The 19,254-nt window shown below is 66.6% G+C and carries 20 protein-coding genes; 10 read left to right on the top strand and 10 right to left on the bottom strand.

What is annotated here, in order from left to right; genetic code table 11:
* The first annotated feature begins 48 nt into the window (after positions 1 to 48).
* Complete coding sequence (locus tag ACFQ9R_RS14265; RefSeq protein WP_378990960.1) at positions 49 to 4,002, top strand: DNA-directed RNA polymerase subunit beta'; 3,954 nt, start codon at positions 49 to 51, stop codon at positions 4,000 to 4,002.
* Between the two features lie 81 nt (positions 4,003 to 4,083).
* Positions 4,084 to 4,617, top strand: coding sequence for a hypothetical protein (locus tag ACFQ9R_RS14260; RefSeq protein ID WP_378990958.1), 534 nt, complete (start codon positions 4,084 to 4,086; stop codon positions 4,615 to 4,617).
* On the opposite strand, the gene ACFQ9R_RS14255 is transcribed toward ACFQ9R_RS14260, so the two are convergent.
* Complete coding sequence (locus ACFQ9R_RS14255; RefSeq protein ID WP_378990956.1) at positions 4,614 to 5,441, bottom strand: formate/nitrite transporter family protein; 828 nt, start codon at positions 5,439 to 5,441, stop codon at positions 4,614 to 4,616. The two genes, ACFQ9R_RS14260 and ACFQ9R_RS14255, sit on opposite strands and share 4 nt — an antisense overlap.
* Positions 5,442 to 5,600: 159 nt before the next feature.
* Here ACFQ9R_RS14255 and cynS point away from each other — a divergent pair, with 159 nt between their 5' ends.
* Both cynS and ACFQ9R_RS14245 read left to right on the top strand, forming a co-directional pair.
* Positions 5,601 to 6,050, top strand: coding sequence for a cyanase (gene cynS / locus ACFQ9R_RS14250; RefSeq protein WP_378990954.1), 450 nt, complete (start codon positions 5,601 to 5,603; stop codon positions 6,048 to 6,050).
* 209 nt (positions 6,051 to 6,259) lie between these two features.
* On the top strand, positions 6,260 to 7,294 hold the full coding sequence (locus ACFQ9R_RS14245; protein WP_378990953.1) for a hypothetical protein: 1,035 nt from the start codon (positions 6,260 to 6,262) through the stop codon (positions 7,292 to 7,294).
* Positions 7,295 to 7,399: 105 nt separating this feature from the next.
* Here the strand turns inward: ACFQ9R_RS14245 and ACFQ9R_RS14240 are convergent, their stop codons facing one another.
* Both ACFQ9R_RS14240 and ACFQ9R_RS14235 read right to left on the bottom strand, forming a co-directional pair.
* A complete protein-coding gene (locus ACFQ9R_RS14240) occupies positions 7,400 to 7,627 on the bottom strand; it encodes a hypothetical protein (RefSeq protein WP_378990952.1) in 228 nt (75 codons plus the stop codon).
* Between the two features lie 91 nt (positions 7,628 to 7,718).
* The gene (locus tag ACFQ9R_RS14235; RefSeq protein WP_378990951.1) at positions 7,719 to 8,717 is read right to left on the bottom strand and encodes a DMT family transporter; all 999 of its coding nucleotides are present in this window, start codon (positions 8,715 to 8,717) and stop codon (positions 7,719 to 7,721) included.
* 38 nt (positions 8,718 to 8,755) lie between these two features.
* Between ACFQ9R_RS14235 and ACFQ9R_RS14230 the strand changes: the two genes are divergently transcribed.
* Entirely contained in the window at positions 8,756 to 9,286 is a 531-nt protein-coding gene (locus tag ACFQ9R_RS14230) for a CGNR zinc finger domain-containing protein (protein WP_378990949.1), read from the top strand.
* Between the two features lie 52 nt (positions 9,287 to 9,338).
* Here the strand turns inward: ACFQ9R_RS14230 and ACFQ9R_RS14225 are convergent, their stop codons facing one another.
* Complete coding sequence (locus tag ACFQ9R_RS14225; RefSeq protein WP_378990947.1) at positions 9,339 to 10,007, bottom strand: TetR/AcrR family transcriptional regulator; 669 nt, start codon at positions 10,005 to 10,007, stop codon at positions 9,339 to 9,341.
* Between the two features lie 114 nt (positions 10,008 to 10,121).
* Between ACFQ9R_RS14225 and ACFQ9R_RS14220 the strand changes: the two genes are divergently transcribed.
* Positions 10,122 to 10,640, top strand: a complete 519-nt coding sequence (locus tag ACFQ9R_RS14220) for a hypothetical protein (protein WP_378990945.1) — start codon at positions 10,122 to 10,124, stop codon at positions 10,638 to 10,640.
* A 23-nt stretch (positions 10,641 to 10,663) separates the two neighbouring features.
* Positions 10,664 to 11,998: a serine hydrolase domain-containing protein gene (locus ACFQ9R_RS14215; RefSeq protein WP_378990943.1), complete on the top strand. Its 1,335-nt coding sequence runs from the start codon at positions 10,664 to 10,666 to the stop codon at positions 11,996 to 11,998.
* Between the two features lie 61 nt (positions 11,999 to 12,059).
* On the opposite strand, the gene ACFQ9R_RS14210 is transcribed toward ACFQ9R_RS14215, so the two are convergent.
* Both ACFQ9R_RS14210 and ACFQ9R_RS14205 read right to left on the bottom strand, forming a co-directional pair.
* The gene (locus ACFQ9R_RS14210) at positions 12,060 to 12,740 is read right to left on the bottom strand and encodes a hypothetical protein (RefSeq protein WP_378990942.1); all 681 of its coding nucleotides are present in this window, start codon (positions 12,738 to 12,740) and stop codon (positions 12,060 to 12,062) included.
* A 79-nt stretch (positions 12,741 to 12,819) separates the two neighbouring features.
* Entirely contained in the window at positions 12,820 to 13,830 is a 1,011-nt protein-coding gene (locus ACFQ9R_RS14205) for an aldo/keto reductase (protein ID WP_378990939.1), read from the bottom strand.
* Positions 13,831 to 13,930: 100 nt separating this feature from the next.
* Here ACFQ9R_RS14205 and ACFQ9R_RS14200 point away from each other — a divergent pair, with 100 nt between their 5' ends.
* Positions 13,931 to 14,776, top strand: a complete 846-nt coding sequence (locus tag ACFQ9R_RS14200) for a helix-turn-helix transcriptional regulator (protein ID WP_378990937.1) — start codon at positions 13,931 to 13,933, stop codon at positions 14,774 to 14,776.
* Position 14,777: 1 nt separating this feature from the next.
* Here the strand turns inward: ACFQ9R_RS14200 and ACFQ9R_RS14195 are convergent, their stop codons facing one another.
* The gene (locus ACFQ9R_RS14195; RefSeq protein ID WP_378990936.1) at positions 14,778 to 15,419 is read right to left on the bottom strand and encodes a hypothetical protein; all 642 of its coding nucleotides are present in this window, start codon (positions 15,417 to 15,419) and stop codon (positions 14,778 to 14,780) included.
* A 111-nt stretch (positions 15,420 to 15,530) separates the two neighbouring features.
* Positions 15,531 to 16,787 carry an FAD-dependent oxidoreductase gene (locus ACFQ9R_RS14190; RefSeq protein WP_378990935.1) on the bottom strand — a complete coding sequence of 419 codons (1,257 nt, stop codon included), beginning with the start codon at positions 16,785 to 16,787 and terminating at the stop codon, positions 15,531 to 15,533.
* 124 nt (positions 16,788 to 16,911) lie between these two features.
* Between ACFQ9R_RS14190 and ACFQ9R_RS14185 the strand changes: the two genes are divergently transcribed.
* The gene (locus tag ACFQ9R_RS14185) at positions 16,912 to 17,244 is read left to right on the top strand and encodes an ArsR/SmtB family transcription factor (RefSeq protein ID WP_378634300.1); all 333 of its coding nucleotides are present in this window, start codon (positions 16,912 to 16,914) and stop codon (positions 17,242 to 17,244) included.
* Complete coding sequence (locus ACFQ9R_RS14180; RefSeq protein WP_378990933.1) at positions 17,241 to 17,720, top strand: SRPBCC family protein; 480 nt, start codon at positions 17,241 to 17,243, stop codon at positions 17,718 to 17,720. Before ACFQ9R_RS14185 ends, ACFQ9R_RS14180 begins: the two co-directional genes overlap by 4 nt.
* A 109-nt stretch (positions 17,721 to 17,829) precedes the next feature.
* Here the strand turns inward: ACFQ9R_RS14180 and ACFQ9R_RS14175 are convergent, their stop codons facing one another.
* Together ACFQ9R_RS14175 and ACFQ9R_RS14170 are read right to left on the bottom strand one after the other, a co-directional pair.
* A complete protein-coding gene (locus ACFQ9R_RS14175) occupies positions 17,830 to 18,819 on the bottom strand; it encodes a pirin family protein (protein WP_378990931.1) in 990 nt (329 codons plus the stop codon).
* Positions 18,816 to 19,130: a GNAT family N-acetyltransferase gene (locus ACFQ9R_RS14170; RefSeq protein ID WP_378990930.1), complete on the bottom strand. Its 315-nt coding sequence runs from the start codon at positions 19,128 to 19,130 to the stop codon at positions 18,816 to 18,818. The genes ACFQ9R_RS14175 and ACFQ9R_RS14170 overlap by 4 nt, the downstream gene beginning before the upstream one ends.
* Positions 19,131 to 19,254 lie beyond the last annotated feature (124 nt).

Genomic DNA, 19,254 nt, shown 5'->3' with positions numbered 1-19,254 from the left:
TAGTGAACTTTTGCTCGAATTCGACCCGAACAGGGGAAAGGAAGTTACGTGCTAGACGTCAACTTCTTCGATGAACTCCGGATCGGCCTTGCCTCCGCCGATGACATCCGCCAGTGGTCTTTCGGCGAGGTGAAGAAGCCGGAGACCATCAACTACCGCACGCTCAAGCCGGAGAAGGACGGGCTCTTCTGCGAGAAGATCTTCGGTCCCACCCGGGACTGGGAGTGCTACTGCGGCAAGTACAAGCGTGTCCGCTTCAAGGGCATCATCTGTGAGCGCTGTGGCGTCGAGGTGACTCGCGCCAAGGTGCGTCGTGAGCGGATGGGCCACATCGAGCTGGCCGCTCCGGTTACTCACATCTGGTACTTCAAGGGCGTTCCGTCGCGCTTGGGCTACCTGCTCGACCTGGCGCCGAAGGATCTCGAGAAGATCATCTACTTCGCCGCCTACGTCATCGTCGGCGTCGACGAGGAGCTGCGTCACAACGAGCTCTCCACGCTCGAAGCCGAGATGGAGGTCGAGAAGAAGGCTGTCGCCGATCAGCGCGACGCCGACCTCGAGGCCCGCGCGCAGAAGCTCGAAGCCGATCTGGCCGAGCTGGAAGCCGAGGGCGCCAAGTCCGACGTGCGTCGCAAGGTCAAGGACGGCGGCGAGCGCGAAATGCGTCAGCTGCGCGACCGCTCGCAGCGTGAGCTGGACCGCCTCGACGAGATCTGGACGACCTTCACCAAGCTGTCGGTCAAGCAGCTCATCGTCGACGAGGTGCTCTACCGCGAGCTCGTCGACCGCTACGGCGAGTACTTCACCGGCGCCATGGGTGCGGAGTCCATCCAGAAGCTGATGGAGAACTTCGACATCAATGCCGAGGCCGAGAGCCTGCGCGAGACCATTCGCTCCGGCAAGGGTCAGAAGAAGCTGCGCGCGCTCAAGCGTCTGAAGGTCGTCGCGGCCTTCCAGACCAACGGCAACTCGCCCATGGGCATGGTGCTCGACGCTGTTCCGGTGATCCCGCCGGAGCTGCGCCCGATGGTCCAGCTCGACGGTGGCCGTTTCGCCACCTCCGACCTGAACGACCTGTACCGCCGCGTGATCAACCGCAACAACCGCCTCAAGCGACTGATCGATCTGGGTGCGCCCGAGATCATCGTCAACAACGAGAAGCGGATGCTGCAGGAGTCGGTCGACGCACTGTTCGACAACGGCCGTCGTGGCCGTCCGGTCACCGGACCGGGTAACCGCCCGCTGAAGTCCCTGAGCGACCTGCTCAAGGGCAAGCAGGGTCGTTTCCGTCAGAACCTGCTCGGCAAGCGCGTCGACTACTCGGGCCGTTCGGTCATCGTGGTCGGTCCGCAGCTCAAGCTGCACCAGTGTGGTCTGCCGAAGCTGATGGCGCTCGAGCTGTTCAAGCCGTTCGTCATGAAGCGTCTGGTCGACCTGAACCACGCGCAGAACATCAAGTCCGCCAAGCGGATGGTCGAGCGTCAGCGCGCCCAGGTGTGGGATGTCCTCGAAGAGGTCATCGCCGAGCACCCTGTGCTGCTGAACCGCGCGCCCACCCTGCACCGCCTCGGCATCCAGGCCTTCGAGCCCCAGCTGGTCGAAGGCAAGGCCATTCAGCTGCACCCGCTCGTCTGTGAGGCGTTCAACGCCGACTTCGACGGTGACCAGATGGCCGTGCACCTTCCGCTGTCCGCGGAGGCGCAGGCCGAGGCACGCATCCTGATGCTGTCGTCGAACAACATCCTGTCCCCGGCGTCGGGTCGCCCGCTGGCGATGCCGCGTCTGGACATGGTGACGGGCCTGTTCTACCTGACCCGTCTCGACGAGAACGGTGTCGGCACCTACAAGGCCGCCGCCAAGGACGAGCCGGAGTACGGCGTGTTCTCCTCGCCCGCCGAGGCACAGATGGCCGTCGATCGTGGCGAGCTGACCGTGCGGTCCACCATCAAGGTGCGGCTGACCGAGCAGCGCCCGCCGCGGGATATCGAGAACGAGCTGTTCCCGGACGGCTGGAAGCGCGGCGAAGCGTGGCTGGCCGAGACCACACTGGGGCGCGTGATCTTCAACGATCTGCTCCCGGCGGACTACGCGTTCATCAACGAGCCGATGCCGAAGAAGCGTCAGGCCACGATCATCAACGATCTGGCCGAGCGCTACCCGATGATCGTCGTCGCGCAGACCGTCGACAAGCTCAAGGACGCCGGCTTCTACTGGGCCACGCGTTCGGGTGTCACCGTCTCCATGTCGGACGTGCTCGTTCCGCCGGAGAAGCCCGAGATCATGGAACGCTACGAGTCGATGGCGGACCTGATCGAGAAGAAGTACCAGCGTGGCGCGCTCGATCACTCCGAGCGCAACAACGCCCTGGTCAAGATCTGGCAGGAAGCCACCGAGGAAGTGGGCGCCGCGCTGCGTACCCACTACCCGCCGGACAACCCGATCATCACGATCGTCGACTCCGGCGCCACGGGTAACTTCACCCAGACCCGTACCCTCGCGGGTATGAAGGGCCTGGTGACGAACCCGAAGGGTGAGTTCATCCCGCGCCCGATCAAGTCCTCGTTCCGTGAGGGCCTGACCGTGCTCGAGTACTTCATCAACACCCACGGTGCTCGTAAGGGTCTGGCCGACACGGCGCTTCGTACCGCCGACTCGGGTTACCTGACCCGTCGTCTGGTCGATGTGTCGCAGGACGTCATCGTCCGCGAAGAGGACTGTGGCACCGAACGCGGCATCCTGGTGCCGATCGCGGAGAAGCTGGCCGACGGCACGATCATCCGTGACGCGCACGTCGAGACCTCCACCTATGCCCGGACGCTCGCGTCCGACGCGGTGGATGCCAAGGGCAATGTCATCGTGTCGAAGGGCGCCGACCTCGGCGACCCCGCGCTCGACGCGCTGCTCGCGGCCGGTATCACCGAGGTGAAGGTCCGCTCCGTGCTGACCTGCACCACCGGCACCGGCGTCTGTGCCACCTGCTACGGCCGTTCGATGGCCACCGGCAAGCTGGTCGATATCGGCGAGGCCGTCGGCATCGTCGCGGCCCAGTCCATCGGTGAGCCCGGTACCCAGCTGACCATGCGTACCTTCCACCAGGGTGGCGTCGCGGGCGACGACATCACCGGTGGTCTGCCGCGTGTTCAGGAGCTCTTCGAGGCCCGTGTCCCCAAGGGCAAGGCGCCGATCGCGGAGGTCTCGGGCCGGGTGCGTCTCGAGGACGACGACCGCTTCTACAAGATCACGATCATCCCTGATGACGGGTCGGAGGAAGTCGTCTACGACAAGCTCTCGAAGCGTCAGCGTCTGCGGGTGTTCAAGCACGACGACGGCTCCGAGCGTCTGCTGGCCGACGGTGACCACGTGGAGGTGGGTCAGCAGCTGCTCGAGGGCGCTGCCGATCCGCACGAGGTGCTGCGCGTGATGGGTCCCCGTCAGGTGCAGGTCCACCTGGTCCACGAGGTCCAGGAGGTCTACCGCTCGCAGGGTGTGTCGATCCACGACAAGCACATCGAGGTCATCGTTCGCCAGATGCTGCGTCGTGTGACGATCATCGATTCGGGTGCGACCGAGTTCCTGCCCGGCTCGCTCACCGAGCGCGCCGAGTTCGAGAACTCGAACCGTCGCGTGGTGGCCGAAGGCCGCGAGCCGGCCTCGGGCCGTCCCGTGCTGATGGGTATCACCAAGGCGTCGCTGGCCACCGATTCGTGGCTGTCGGCGGCTTCCTTCCAGGAGACCACCCGAGTGCTGACGGACGCGGCGATCAACTGCCGCTCCGACAAGCTGATCGGCCTGAAGGAGAACGTGATCATCGGTAAGCTCATCCCGGCCGGTACCGGTATCAACCGTTACCGCAACATCCAGGTGCAGCCGACCGAAGAAGCCCGTGCCGCGGCGTACGCGGTGCCGTCCTACGACGACACCTACTACTCCCCGGACAGCTTCGGCTCCTCCACCGGCGCAGCGGTGCCGTTGGACGACTACGGCTTCAGCGACTACCGCTAAGCAGTAACCCGAACGCCCCGTTCCTTCTTGGAGCGGGGCGTTCGTCGTTTCTGTGTCGGTGTGGGGTGAGACCATCTCGGTATGCCCGAAACCGCAGAGGCCCTGTCGATCGAGGACATGGTCCGTGGCGCGATCAAGCAGGTGTGGGCGGACTGTCCGGATCTGGTCGGGGATGCCGTTCACGAGCGAACTGTGGTGGCGCACATCGCATCCGCGCTGAATCAGCGATTGTCGGTTCTGCCCGGGAAGTGGCGGGCGGATGTCGAATACGATCGTGTCACGAATTTAGAATTCTCGATGGTGCGGAAGCAGCTGCGATTGGCGCGCGCGGGGCTCGACGATGTCAGCTTCGTGGTACCGGACTTGATCGTGCACGAACCGTACAGTGGTTCGAAACGTGGCAATATCCTTGTGCTGGAAGCGAAGAAGGGGCGCGTTTCAGCGCGGGCACGCGAAGGCGATTACATCAAACTCTGTGCGTTCATCGAGCAGCTCGGATACCGGCACGCGGTTTTCCTCGAGTTCGACGGTGCGGGTGGCCGCCCCAGGGTCGAGTGGATTCGCTCGGCGTACGAGTACCCGGACCCAACCCTGCGGGCGTCGGAGGAGCTCTAGTCCACTGCCGATTCGGCGGGCCGGCGTGACGGGGCGGTGCGGGCGTGGGTGGCGTAGAGGGTCAGGCCGACGAAGGTGAGCCCGCCTACGAGATTGCCGAGGACGGTGGGGATTTCGTTCCATACGAGGTAGTCGCCGAGGGAGAAGTCGCCGCCCAGGAGCAGGCCGGAGGGGAACAGGAACATGTTGACGATGGAGTGTTCGAAGCCCATGTAGAAGAACAGCATGATGGGCATCCACATCGCGATCACCTTGCCCGACACCGAGGTCGACATCATGGCGGCGACCACGCCGGTGGACACCATCCAGTTGCACAGCACGGCGCGGATGAACAGGGTGAGCATGCCCGCGGCTCCGTGTTCGGCGTAGCCGAGGGTTCTGGATTCGCCGATCTCACCGAGCTTCTCGCCGACGGCGCTGGGGTCGACGGAGAAACCCATGGTGAGGATGATGGCCATCATCACCGCGACGGTGAACGCGCCCGCGAAGTTGCCGACGAACACCAGTCCCCAGTTGCGCAGCATCGTGCGCACCGTGACGCCGCGTCGTTTGTCGATCAGGGCCAGCGGAACCAGCGTGAAAACGCCGGTGAGCAAGTCGAATCCGAGCAGGTAGAGCATGCAGAACCCGACCGGGAAGAGCACGGCTCCGAGTAGTGGTTCGCCGGTGTTCACGGTGATGGTCACGGCGAACGCGGCGGCGAGGGCGAGGATCGCGCCCGCCATGTAGGCGCGGATCACGGTGTCGCGGGTGGACATGAAGGCTTTGGCCTCGCCCGCGTCGATCATCTTCTCGACGAAGTCCGCCGGTGTGAGATAGGACATGGAAAACCCTTCGTAGTGGCTCTAGCGCAGGAGTTTTCGCTGTCGAGGTTGCCTCGCGGTCACCGGACGTTGCTCCCACGTAAATAGTGGTATTCCACTATGGCGGCGAGTGCCTCCGAATGGCAGGCTGGCTGCGACCCCGACCCTAGGAGCCCCTGCATGCAACCGATCCTGAGCAAGTCCGCCGCCGCCGACCTCATCGTCGCCGCTCGTATCCGCAAGGGTATGACGTGGGCGGGCATCGCGGAATCGATCGGCGCACCCGTGGTCTGGACGACGGCAGCCCTGCTCGGCCAGCACCCGATGACCGAGGAACAGGCCGCCGCCGTCTGCACCCTGCTGGACCTCGACGACACCGTCGCCGAAAGCCTGCGTCTGCAACCCTCCCGCGGCGCCGACCCGGCGACACTGTCCGACCCCACCATCTACCGCCTCGTGGAAGCCGTCTCGGTCTACGGCCCCGCCCTCAAGGAACTCATTCACGAGGAATTCGGCGACGGCATCATGAGCGCCATCAACTTCAACATCGACATAGCCCGCCGCCCCCACCCCGACGGCGACCGCGTCGTCATCACCCTGGACGGCAAATTCCTCGACTACCGCTGGTAGATCGGGTTCTCCGCGGTCGGCGCCGATGCTGTCGCGCTGTTGTGTGGTAGTTGTTGCGGGTGTCCCTCCCATACCGCCCGTTGCTAACTGTGTTGTGCACCTTGATGTTCACGGCGGCCTGCTCGACCGGAGGCGGTGGTACGACGGGAAACGCTGTCCCCGAAGTGCGGTCGTATTCGGCGTTGCCCTCGTCGTGCGATGTGGTGGATGTGACGGTACGAGAGGCATTGGGCCGGTTCGCTGGGCGTCTGGAAGACGCGGATGCACGATTGCACGCCGCGGACACCGGAACGCCCCTCGGGGCGAACGAGTTGATCTGTACGGTGAGCTTCGATGCCGACCCCGTCCCGGTCGGTGATGTCATGCCCGCCGCCGGCCCGCTGCTGCGCACCGTGACCATCGAGCTCGATCGGGGACCGGTACCACCGCCGCAGATTCACGCGACGACGACGCCGATGGCGTCGAATGCTGTTGAGCGTGAACACTTCAGCACGCCGCGTCAACTCGACGGAATCGGTGACGACGCGATGGTCAGGGACCAGGATCAAGCCGGAGCGATGCGGAGCTGGGCGACCGCGGTGGTGGGCAACGTCAGGCTCGAGGTTGTCACGTCCGGTATGGATTGGAGTGGCGCCGCGACGCCTCCGGTCTGGAGGTCGCCGACCATGCGGGCGGATCTGAGCTCGGGCGCGGAGATGATCCTCACCGACCTCGCCCGTGAGCTGCCCGAGAGCCTGCCCGTCGCGACGAGTGAACCACCGTCTACACCGACCACTGCTCCCCCTGGTACGACCGCAGTGCCTGTGCCCGTATGGAACGCTTGCGGTATCCCCGAATCTGCGATTGCCGCAGCGGGATTGGACCCGTCGAAGAAGGAGAGCGGCACCAGCGGCGGATGTCGCTGGCGGGGCGACGGGTACACGGTCGAGATCGTGGTGGGCGCCGAACCATTTCATGAGGTGTACTACAGCCACTACGGTTGGTACCCGACTCCGCGACCGATCAAGATCCGAGATCGGCCCGCGCTCATGGCCGCCAAGGCCTTCGGGGGCGCTGGTTCCGACGTCGATGACGGGTACTGCGAGCTCGGGTTCGACACACCTTTCGGCACGAAGAACGGCATCCCGACCGGCCGCGTCAGCATCGAACTGTGGGACACCGCCGACCGCAAGCCGACTGCGGTGTGCAAAGAACTCGCCCGGTTGGCGGATCCACTCGTCGCCCACATCCCACCCAGCAGATAGCGAGCGTCCACAAGTCGAGCGGTGTTGCCTGACGCCGACACCGACGCGCCCGCCGAGGGCTCTGGCATGGTAGGCAAGGGTGTGTCGAGTCGATCGATGACCGAGTCAACGCGTTGAATCCGGCTCCTGACTACGGGCGACATGCCGATCCTCGAAGCGGCTGATCAGCTTTTCTATGTCAGCACGATGCTGCTCGTCTGCCTTTCGGGCCATGCATGATGTGCAGCCCCACCGCAGCGCGTCGTTGACACAGCATCCGCCCAGGATGATCTCGCCACGCTCGGCGCGTTCGCGCATCGGCGGGCTGGGAGAGCCGTAGGCGATTTGGGTCATCGGGCCTCCACATTCCGGACAGCGCGGTTTGTCCACTGGCTTCTTCAGCACCTGGTCAGTGTGGCGGAATGGTTGTTGTCGCGCCCACCGATCAGGGTTCTGGCTGTGTCAGTGCGGGCGCGTCGTCGAGGGTGTCTGCCGGTGTCTCGGGTTCGCCGACGGCGGAGGTCGAGGGTTCGCCGAGGCGGACGGTGACGACGCCGATGAGAATCAGTGCGCCGCCGAGCAATTGGATCGGGCGGGGGGCTTCGGCGAGGAGGATCCAGGCGAAGATCAGGGCGGCGAGGACCTCGGTGAGAGCTACGAAGGAGGCCAGGCGAGAGCCGAGGCGGCGGGTGGCGGCGATGCCGGTGACGTAGGCGATGGCGGCGGTGACGATGCCGATGACGAGGATGGGGATCCACCAGGGGGTGGTGAAGTCGGCGAAGGCGACCCGGTGGGTGGTGGCGTGCAGGGGGACGATGCCGAGGGCGCCCGCCAGGATCAGGGTGAGGCCGCCGATCAGGAGTCCGCCGCAGGCCAGAACGGTGCCGGGGAGGTCGCCACCCTGGGCGGAGAGGACGAAATAGGCCGCGGCGCCGAGCATTGCGGCCAGCGCCCAGGCGATGCCGATCGGGTCGGTCGACAGGCCGGAGGTCACATCGAGCACGAGCAGCAGGCCGGTGATTCCGAGGACCGCGCCTGCGATGGTGGCCGCGCCGGGCTGTTGCCGGTGGCGTACCCACAACCAGCCCACCACGACGATCGGTGCGGTGTATTCGATGAGCAGCGCGGCGCCGACTTCCATGTGCGCGACGGCGTTGAAGTAGGCGAGCTGGGTACCCGCCACGGCGACCAGGCCGTACGCGACGATGAGATTAGCGTTGGTGCGCAACAGTTTCCAGTTTCCCCGCAGGTGGGGGAGGGCGAGCGGCACGAGAACCACCCCGGCCAGCAGCACGCGCGCGGCGACAACGGCGGCGGCGCTCCAGCCCGCGTTCATCAGCCCACGCGCGAGTGGACCGGACAGCCCGAACGAGGTGGCCGACGCCAGCGCGAGCAGCAGTCCGGACCGCATCCGGATCGCGCTGTCATGAGTCAAAGTCACCATGACTAATGACGGTAAGGAGCCTGCGGTAATATGTCAATGTGGTTTTTGCTCATGACACCGAGGCGGCCCTGCTGGCGGCGGTCGAACTGGTCAATTCCGCCGAAGACCCCGACACCTTGACCGAGGCGGCTCAGCTCGCCGAGTTCTTCGAACGACACGTCTACACGGGCGCGCACACCGGTGACGCGGCCGAACTGACCGCTGTCCGGGCCCTGCGCGCGCCGCTGCGCGCGATGCTCACCAGCGACCGTGATGCCGCCGTCACGCTCGTGAACGAGACTCTCGCCGGGCACCGCGCTGTACCGCAGTTGGTCCGCCACGGCGACGTCGACTATCACGTGCACGCGGTCCCGCCGCAAGCCCCACTTCCGGTTCGCATCGCCGTCGAAACCGCGATGGCGATGATCGATCTGATCCGCGCCGACGACCTGAGCAGACTCTCGATCTGCGCCGACGCGGACTGTGCGGGACTGGTACTCGACTTGTCCCGCAACCGTTCCCGCCGCTATTGCAGCACCGCATGCGGCAACCGCAACGCCGTCGCCGCCTACCGTGCGCGCCAGAAGTAGCCCACTGCAACGTGGTTCGGAGTAGCCGATGCCGGGCTGAGTCTGTCTCGGGCTAGCTCGGCCGTCTCTGCGTGAGCCCGTCGAGCAATGCGGCGAGCCCGAACTCGAAACTCCCCACGGCCGTGAGGGTTTCCGTGTCGGCGCGCTCGAGCCGGGCTCGCAGCCGCGGATACGGCAGGGCGATCTCGCCTGCCTCGTCGAGCGCGGCCTGGAGTTCTACCGCCGGATCGCGATCTCCGCGCCCGAGCCGTCGCCGCAGTGACACATCGGCCGCGGCGCCGGCGGCACTGCCGAGGATCAGCGTGAACACCGACCCCATCGCTTGGTCGGCCGCGTCGTCGACGAACCCGGCGTTCTCGTACACCGTCAGTGCGACCTCGTCGTGGCGAGCCTTGTTCGGCCCGTAGAGCAGGTAGCTCGACTGCGCCTGCGCCAGCCAGGGATGCCTGGTGATGGTTGTGTACAACCCGCGGGCCAGCTGTTCGGCGGCCGCGCGCCAGTCGAGCGAGTCGGGATCGGGCAGGGTGATTTCGCCCCAGATCTCGTCGGCGGCGAGGCGAATCAGGTTGTCCTTGTTCTTCACATGCCAGTACATCGCGGTCGGTGCGGAATCGAGCCGCTTGCCGAGGCTGCGCATGTTCAGCCCGTCGAGTCCCTTTTCGTCGAGCAGGTCGATCGCGGTGGCGACGATTTGTTCGCGGGTCAATGTCTCACGCGGCATGCCTAGACCATAGGGGTTCACCTGGCACTTTTACAAAGTTCAAGAAATCTCTTGCACTTAGTTCAAGTAGACCGCTACGCTACTTTTACAAAGTTCAAGAAGGGATCGACCAGCATGAATGTCTTCCTCGCCACCATCGACCTCGCCATCGCCGCCGCGTTCGTGAGCATGCCGTTCGTGCGCAATCGCTACGGCGCGGCCGCCATGGTCACCGCCGAGTCCGAGCTGGCCAGACAGGGGGTGCGCACCACCGCGCTCACCGAGAACGGCATGCGGTTCGACGCCAGTGGCCACGAGAGTGCCGCGCCACTGAGCGTCGCCGCGATCATGATCGCGCTCGCCGGCGTCAACCTCGCTGACCTGGCCGTCGCCCGGCCGCTGAACTGGGTGCTGTTGACGCTGGTTCTGCTCGGCAACAGCGTCATCGTCTACAGCAATCACACCGCCGTGCGCTCGGTGCGCGCCGCGTTCCACCGCAAGGGCGATCCCGAACTGATCCGTATCGACGTTCCCGCACTGCTCGCGGCCGCCGAATCCGGCTTCCCGGCCTGGACGTGGACGTTGCAGACGCTGCGCAACATCACCGTCTTCGGCAGCGCCGTCCTCGGCCTCGCGGCCCTCGTACTTTCCTGAAACAGCAAGCAAGGAGAAGAACCATGTCCGATCTCGCCCAGTTCATCGCCGCTACCGCCACCGAATTCGGCATCCCCGGCCTAGCCGTCGGTGTTTTCGCCGACGGTCACGAGATCTTCGCGACGCACGGCGTCACCGGCATCGACAACCCGCTTCCCATCACCCCCGACACTCTGTTCGCCGCCGGCTCCATCACCAAACCGGTGACCGCGACCGCGCTGATGCGGCTGGTCGCCGAAGGCAGAATCGACCTCAACGCGACTGTTCAGCAGTATGTTCCGGAATTCACGGCCTCGACCGACATCACCGTCGGGGCCCTGCTCAACCACACCTCGGGCCTGGACTGGAACCTCCTCGTCGATACCGGCGAGGGTGACGACGCGCTCGCCGAGTTCGCCCGCCGGTTGAGTGATCTCCCGCCGATCGGCAAGCCGGGCGAACGCTCCTCCTACAGTCAGGCCGGTTTCAACCTCCTCGGCCGGGTCATCGAAACTGTCACCGGCCAGAGTTTCGAGCGCGCGGTCCATGACCTCGTGCTCGCACCGGTCGGTATGGACAACAGTGTTTTCCTGCTCTCCGAGGTCATGACCCGCCGCTTCGCGATCGGTCACGAACTCGGCGCCGACCACGAAATGAGCGTCGTCCGGCCGTGGAAGGGCAACCGCGCCAACAATCCCGGCGGTGGCCTGGCCACGACCGTCGCCGATCAGTTGCGGTGGATGCGCGTGCACCTGGGGAAGAGCGACGTGCTGCCGACCGACATGCTCGCCCGCATGCAGGAGCCGACCGTGCAGCTGCGGGCCAGTTCGCTCGGCGACGCGATCGGTCAGTGCTGGTTCGTCCGCGACATCGATGGTGTCCGCACCATCGGCCACGGCGGTTCGGGCTTCGGGCAATTCGCCGAACTGCTTCTCGTCCCCGAACGCGACTTCGCGGTGGTGGTGATGGCCAACGCCGGTCCCGACGGGATCGCGTGCAACCAGCGCATCGTCCGCTGGGTCCTCGCGCACTACCTCGGCATCGATGATGTCGATCCGGCACCGCTGCCCTTCGACGCCGCGGCGGCCGCGGAACTGGTCGGCCGCTACGAGATCGACGCGATGACTTTCGACATCACCGCGACCCCGTCGAGTCTGGTCCTCGAGGTCAGGATCAAGCCGGAGCTGCGTGCGGCGGCCGGCCAGGATCTCCCGCCCGACCACGCGCCGTTCGATGTCGGCCTGCTGCCCGGCGCCGGTGACGAATACATCGTCACCTCAGGGGCTTTCGTCGGTCAGCGCGGATACTTCAGCCGCGACGAGGACGGCGGGGTGATCGGAGTGGACCTGGCCGGCCGGTTGTTCACCCGCATCGGCTAGCGCGCGTCGGGTGAACCGCCGGGTTTCGCCACCCGGCGGTTCGGTCGTGCCCGCAGCGCGCCTACCTGACCTTCGGGCACTTCTTGCCCGCCAGATGGCACTTGTCCTCGAATCCCGCGGGCAGCCAGGTGCCGGTCTTCAGCAGTGGGTGGTGCGGAAAGTGCCGCAGGGCAGCGGTGACGAAAAGCAATACCGCCCAGGGGCTTTGGATCTGGATCTGCTGCAACTTGCCGTCTCGGTCGGGGAATCGGCAGCCGACGCGATCCGGCGCGGTGAGGTCGATGGACTCGAGCGCGGACCAGTACAGCGAGAACGACCGATCGGGGTTGGCGAGATGCAACCGCCGGTCCGAGATCATCACCGACCCCGGCCGTTCCGCCACCCAGCGCGGTTGCGCGGCAGCCGCTGCCTGAGTGCGCCGGGTCCGGTTCACGACCGCATTACCCAACTGTGCGGCCGCGACGATCGGGGCCGGACCGGCGACGGGCCCCCTGTTCCTGGTCCGATTTCCGTCGCCGGTCGGCCGCCACGTGTACCAGCTGACGGCTCCCTCGGCGAGACCGACCTCGCCGGGCTCGATCCGCACCCGCGTCGCCGTGTGCGGGATCAGTCCCACCTCGCCGCGCGCCAGCAGATCGGCCACCCCGCAGGTGTACAGCAGGTAGTCGTCGAACCACGTCCACCCGGCCTGTTCGGCCAGGGCGCGTTCGATATCGGCCAGCGGGTCGAACACCACTCTCATCACCACCCACCCGTGCGGACTTACTGGTGTCAACGGTAGCGGAGACCGGCGGCAACGCGCGGTCGGCGGACAGCGAAAATCAGCGTTCGCTGTCCAGCATCGCCATCTGCTCGGCCGCGTACCGCTCGCCCGCGACGGCGTCGGCCGGGGCCGCCGCCTCGATCACGGCCAGCTCGTCGGGCGTGAGCGAGATCGCGAGCGCCCCGAGCGTCTCGTCGAGACGCGTCCGGCTGCGCGCGCCGATGACCGGCACGATGTCCTCGCCCCGGCTCAGTGCCCAGGCGATCGCCAGCTGGGCGACCGAAACCTGTTTCGTGGCAGCGATATCGGCCAGCGCCTCGACCAAGCGCAAGTTCCTGGTGAGGTTTTCGCCTTGGAAGCGGGGGCTGTGGGCACGGAAGTCGCCGGCCGTCGCGGGCCCGCCATTGCGGAAGGTATCGCTGAGCAGCCCCCGCGAGAGCACGCCGTAGGCGGTGATGCCCGTGCCGAGTTGCCGTGCGACCGGGAGGATTTCCTTTTCGATGCCGCGGGAGATGAGCGAGTACTCGATCTGGAGGTCGGCGATCGGGTGCACCGCGGCGGCCCGTCGCAGTGTGTCGGCACCGATCTCGGAGAGTCCGATGTGCCGCACGTACCCCGCCTCGATGAGTTCGCCGATCGCGCCGACGGTGTCCTCGATCGGCACCTCGGGATCCAGGCGCGCGGGCCGGTAGACGTCGATGTGATCGACACCGAGTCGAGTCAGCGTGTAGGTGAGGAAGTTGCGGAGGGCGGCCGGTCGCCCGTCGAAGCCGCCCCATGTTCCGCCCGGCCCGCGCAGCGCACCGAATTTCACGCTGAGTACCACGTCCTCGCGGGCACGTTCGGCGATGGCCTTGCCGACCAGCATCTCGTTGTGACCCGCGCCGTAGAAGTCACCGGTGTCGATGAGGTTGATGCCCGCGTCGATGGCGGCATGGAGGGTCGCGACCGATTCACGGTCGTCGGAGGCGCCGTATATCCCGGACATGCCCATCGCGCCGAGGCCGATGCGGCTGACGCGGGGACCGGTGTCGCCGAGGCCGACGGTGGGAATCTGTGAGTTCGTCATGCTTCGAGCCTGCGCCGCGAGCGCCGCTCGCGGCAGAGATCGTTCATCGGGGGATCGCCGGTCCCTGGCTGGGCGCCGCCGCGAAGCGCACCATGGAGACATGGACCGATCCGAGCTGGCCGACTTCCTGCGCCGTCACCGGGAACTGCTCACCCCTGCCGACGTGGGCCTGCCGCCCGGCCTGCGCCGGCGCACCCCCGGTCTGCGACGCGACGAGGTGGCTCTGCTCACCGGCATGTCGACCGACTACTACACCCGCCTCGAACAGGCGCGTGGTCCACGCCCGTCCACCCAGGTCCTCGCCGCGTTGGCTCGCGCGCTGCGCCTGAGTACCGACGAGCGCGACCACCTGTTCCATCTGTGCGGCCACCCGTCCCCGGACCGCGGGCTGCGCGACAAGCACGTCGGCCCCGGCCTGCTGCACATGCTGGACAAACTCGACGACGTCCCCGCCGCCGTGATCACCGATCTCGGCGAGGTCCTCGTCCAGAACCGCATGCACAGTCTGCTGGCTGGTGACCACGGCGCCCGCAGGGGCCTCGATCGCTTCTATTCCTGGCGCTGGTTCACCGATCCATCGGCCAGAACGCTGTTCCCCGAATCGGATTGGGCCCGTATGAGTCGCAGCCATGTGGCCGATCTGCGTGCCACCGCGGCACGTCGCGCCGACGATGCGGAGGTCACCGGCTTCATCAGCGAGTTACGCGGCAACAGTGCGGAATTCGAAGAGCTGTGGAACGAACACGAGGTCGCCGTGCGGATCTCCGACACCAAACAGTTCCTGCACCCGGAAATCGGCCTGATCGATACGATCTGCGAAACCCTGCTCACCCCGAACGCCGCCCAGCGACTGCTGGTCTATCTGCCGCGTCCCGGCACCGACGCGGCGGAGAAGATGGCGCTGCTGCGGGTGATCGGCACCCAACTCCTCAGTCCGACACAGTGATTCACGGTGTCCCGGTGACATAGGCCAGCGCGGTGTCGATCGCGGGCTGACCGCCTGCCAGCGCGTACCCGGCGAGCGCGCCGATCGCCGCCCCTGCCACGGTGGCGACCGGGACGGTGATGAAGTCCAGGATGAACAGGCCGAGTGGGAAGCCGAGTACGAAACCGATGGCAGCCCCGATGGCGGCACCTTCGATGATCTTCGGTTGCAGGCGTTGGGTTTCGGCGAAGAAGCGTTCCTGTGCGCTGATGTCGCGCACCGGTGTGGTGGATTCGCTGATCGGGGTGAGGGTCAGGCTGGTGCCCTGCTCGTCGATCGACGGTGTGAGCGGCACCGCGTGCGCACCGACTCGCACGACCATCGGCAGCGCCGCGAGGACCGCCCCCGATTCGTCGGTGATCGCGACGACTGTCGCGTCGTGGACGAGCTGGAACCGCCCCGTGTCGATGGTGGTGACCACCGCACGCCGATCCTCGGTGGCGCTCACCTGGTAGTTCACGCCCTTGTCGAGGCCGCGCAGCGAGGGCGCCGCGACCGGCTGCTCGGCGATCACCGGCGCGGGCTCGGCGTGCCCGTTCCCGGCTGCCGCCACGATGACCCCCATCGCGAGCAGTGCTGCCCCGACCCCAGTGCCGATCCTCATCCCGCAAGCCTCCTGCTGCTCCACTCGGGTCCGGTTCGTCCCGTTCGTCGCGGCAAACCTAGCCGTTACGGCCCCGTTCGGAAAGTCCACAGCCGGCGGGGCCGGGACGGATCAGCGCCGCGCGTTCGACGATCCGGAGCCGGTCTGTGGACGTCGGGCGAAATCCGGCGCGTGCTCGGGGCGCAGCCCGATACCGCCGAGATAAGCGGTGATTCCGGCGAGCGCGGGCACGGCGTCGACAACACGCAGCGGCAAGGGTGCGGTGTGCAGGGTTCCCCGCAGCGCGGGCGTGATGAGCATGTCGTGTTCGCCGCGCTGGGATCGCTGCGTGAAGCTCGCGGGCAGCATCCGCCTGCGCTGCACCTTTTCCAGGTCGGCGGTCCGCACGGTGCCGTCGAGCAGCGGCTGGGCCAGGATGCGCGCGGCCGCGACGGCGTCCTGCACCGCGAGATTGACGCCGACCCCGCCGACCGGTGACATCGTGTGCGCGGCATCGCCGATGCACAGCAGGCCGGGGACGTACCACCGGTCGAGCATGCCCACCGTCACCTCTAGCAGTTCGACGTCGTCCCAGGCCCGGATCGCCGCTGTCGCCTCGGTGGGCCAGCCGAACAGTTCGGTGACGCGATCGCGTAGCCACCGCACGTCGTGTGCGGCGCGAAGCTCTGCGTCACAGCCCTTTTCGATGATGTAGCCGGTCTGGTAGTAGTCGCCGCGGTCGATGGCCACCGCGGAGTTGCCGTTGGTGAAGCGGGCCTGCACGGCACCGCCGTCGATGTCGTCCTCCGATTTCGGGATGCGGAAGAACCACATGTCCATCGGCACATCTTCCATGCGCGGGCGCAGACCCGCGGCCTCGCGCGTCACGGAATCGCGTCCGTCGCAGGCGATCACGAGATCTGCGCGCAGGGCGTGTTCGACGCCGTCGGCATCGAGATAGCGCACGCCTGCCACCCGGCCCGCCTCTTCGATCAGTCCGGTCGCGGTCGAGCGCATGCGCAGGGTGAAGGTCGGTTCCTCGGCCGCGGCGCTGGTGAGCAGGTCGAGGAAGTCCCATTGCGGCACCATGGCGATGTGCCGGTACTTGCCGGGAATTCGGGTGAAATCGGCGGCGACCACCATGCGGTCGCCCGCGTGCATGCACATCCGGGTGAGCTCGGAGCGCGGCAACCTGGCGAAGTTCGCGCCGAGCCCCAGTTCGTCGATCAGTCGCACCGTCGACGGGTGCACCGTATCGCCGCGAAAATCCCGGAGGAAGTCGGCATGCTTTTCCAGCACGGTCACCTCGACGCCTGCTCTGGCGAGTAGGAGACCGGCCATCGTGCCCGCGGGGCCGCCGCCGACGATGCAACAGGTGGTCTTGTCCATGAGTGTTCCCCCTCGATGATTCCCGCCAAGTTCTACGACAAAGCGTAGTAGTGAATCCATCGGCCCGTCCAGGGTTTTCCGAAAGGGGTTGACCGGATGACGTGGCCACGCAATACTGAACTAGATGGTTCAGTATGACTTCCTAGACGCCTCGTTCGGGGCGCTCGCGGACCCCACACGGCGGGGCATCCTCGAGCAACTCGGGCGTGGACCCGCGAGTATCAGCGAGTTGGCCGAGCGATTCGAGATGACCTTGACCGGCATCAAGAAGCACATCGGCCTGCTCGAGGACGCGGGCATGGTGGTCACCGAGAAGCGTGGGCGGGTGCGGTACTGCCGGATCTGTGAGCACGTCTTCGATCGTGAGGTGGCCTGGATGCAGGGTTATCGGCAGATGCTCGAAGCCCGGATGGACCGTCTCGGTGAATTCCTGCAACGAACGGAGCCAGAGCAATGAGCACCACCACCAACGACGCCGTCATCACCTCCACCTCGGACCGCGAAGTCCACATCGAACGCGATTTCGACGCCCCACTGGACCGGGTATGGGACGCCTACAGCCGCATCGAGCAGCTCTCCCGCTGGTGGGGTCGCGGTCACGTGGTCGACGTCGAGCGCTGGGAGTTCCGCAAGGGCGGCCACTGGCGTTTCGTCGAACACGACGGCGACGAGTCCTACGGTTTCGAGGGCCGCTTTCGCGAGATCACCCCGAAGGAACGCATCGTGCAGTCCTTCGAGTGGGACGGCATGCCCGCCCACATCTGCATCGACTCGACCACCTTCCTCGATCTCGGCGACGGCCGCACCAGGGTCGCCACCGACAGCATCTTCCACACGGCCGAGGAATGCGCGGGCATGCTCGCCTCGGGCATGGAGGTCGGCCTCAACGACAGCTACCAGGCCCTCGACGCCCTGCTGGCCGAACGTCGCTGAGCGCGCGAACCCGATGCGGTGGCGGGGAGACCCGCATCGGGTGGCGGCGTGGCCTGTTTCGCCGCAGGCTGATTCCGGACAGCGAGGGCGATGCGGCCTCGGCGCCGCGTCAGAGGTGAGTGCAGCCGGTCGCTCGTTTGCGTGGCTTCAAGCGCAACGGCGGTAGCGGCGGAGCGGGTATCCGCTCCTCGGGGGTGTGGCCGACGACCAACGGAAAACGGCTGGTATCGCGGGCTTCCCACGCCTGCCGCGCATCGATGATCTCCTCGTGACTGCGGGCGACGAAGTTCCACCACATCACCAGCTCCTCGGCGAAGGGTTCGCCGCCGACCAGCGCGAAATGCGCTCCGTCGGTGCTGGACAGGCGCAATTCGGTGCGGTCGGTGCCCAGATACAGCAGCGGGCCCGGGGTGAGTTCGGTGCCGTCGATCGTCACCGCGCCCTGGATCACCAGCACGGCGTGCTCGAACGCGCGGTCCAGCGGGAGCGACACCTCGGCGCCGGGGTCGAGCACAATGTCGGCCCCGACGATCGGCGTGTAGGCCTTCGCTGGTGAGGCGACACCGCCCAGGGCGCCGATCAGCACGGTGGCGCGCAGTCCTGGCGCCGCGTAGCTCGGCAGTTCGCGATGCTGCTCGAAATGCGGGTCGATGCCGGTGGCGGTGCCGGGCAGCGCGATCCACAGCTGGAGGCCGTGGCCCGCTTCCGCGCCGGGCACGCCGAACTCCGAATGCGCGATGCCGCGACCGGAGGTCATCAGATTCAGCTGTCCCGGCGCGATCTCGACGTCGGAGCCCACCGAATCGCGATGCCGGATGCGGCCGTCGAGCGGCCAGGTCACCGTCTGCAAGCCGATGTGGGGGTGGGGCAGGATGTCGGGGGAGGCGCCGGCCTCGGTCGCGGTGGCCGAACCGAACCGGTCGAGGAAACACCATGCGCCGACGGTGGGCAGATCCCGTTGCGGCAGTGTGCGTTCCACGTACACCCCGCGCACCCCGCCGAGCGGGACCTCCCTGGCCGGATACAACTCGGCGATCGGACCCGGACGCGGCGACGGCTCACACAGCGCCTCGTCCGGGTCGATCTCCAGGTCGCTCATCCGGCGATGCCCTTGCCCACCACGTGCGCGTCGTACTCGGGGTGCTTGTCCAGCCAGCCGCGAATGAACGGGCAGTGCGCGGTGATGGTGCGCCCGCGCGCGATCACGTCCTCGATTGCCTGGCGGGCGAGTACGCCGCCGAGTCCCTTGCCCGCGAACGCGTCGTCGATCTCGGTGTGGATGAAATCGGTGTCGTTGTCGCGCTCGATGTATTCGGTGAAGCCGGCGAGCTCGTCGTCGAAGAACACGTCGTAGCGATTCTTCTCGACATTGCGCACGACGCGGCGCTGTGGCTCTGCTGTCTCGGTCATCGGCAAACGCTCCTTCCGCACCGACGGCGGTGCGCTGAGGGTCGGCGCGTCGTTGCGTCGACCGTGACGGTAACCAGAACCATTCGTCGGCCGCAGCCTATTCCGCGCGATCGTCGGTCGTCGC

The organism is Nocardia sp. NPDC056541 (assembly GCF_042794235.1).
GTDB lineage: Bacteria > Actinomycetota > Actinomycetes > Mycobacteriales > Mycobacteriaceae > Nocardia.
The sequence above is the reverse complement of the archived record's forward strand: the minus strand, read 5'-3'. Positions and strand labels throughout refer to the sequence as shown.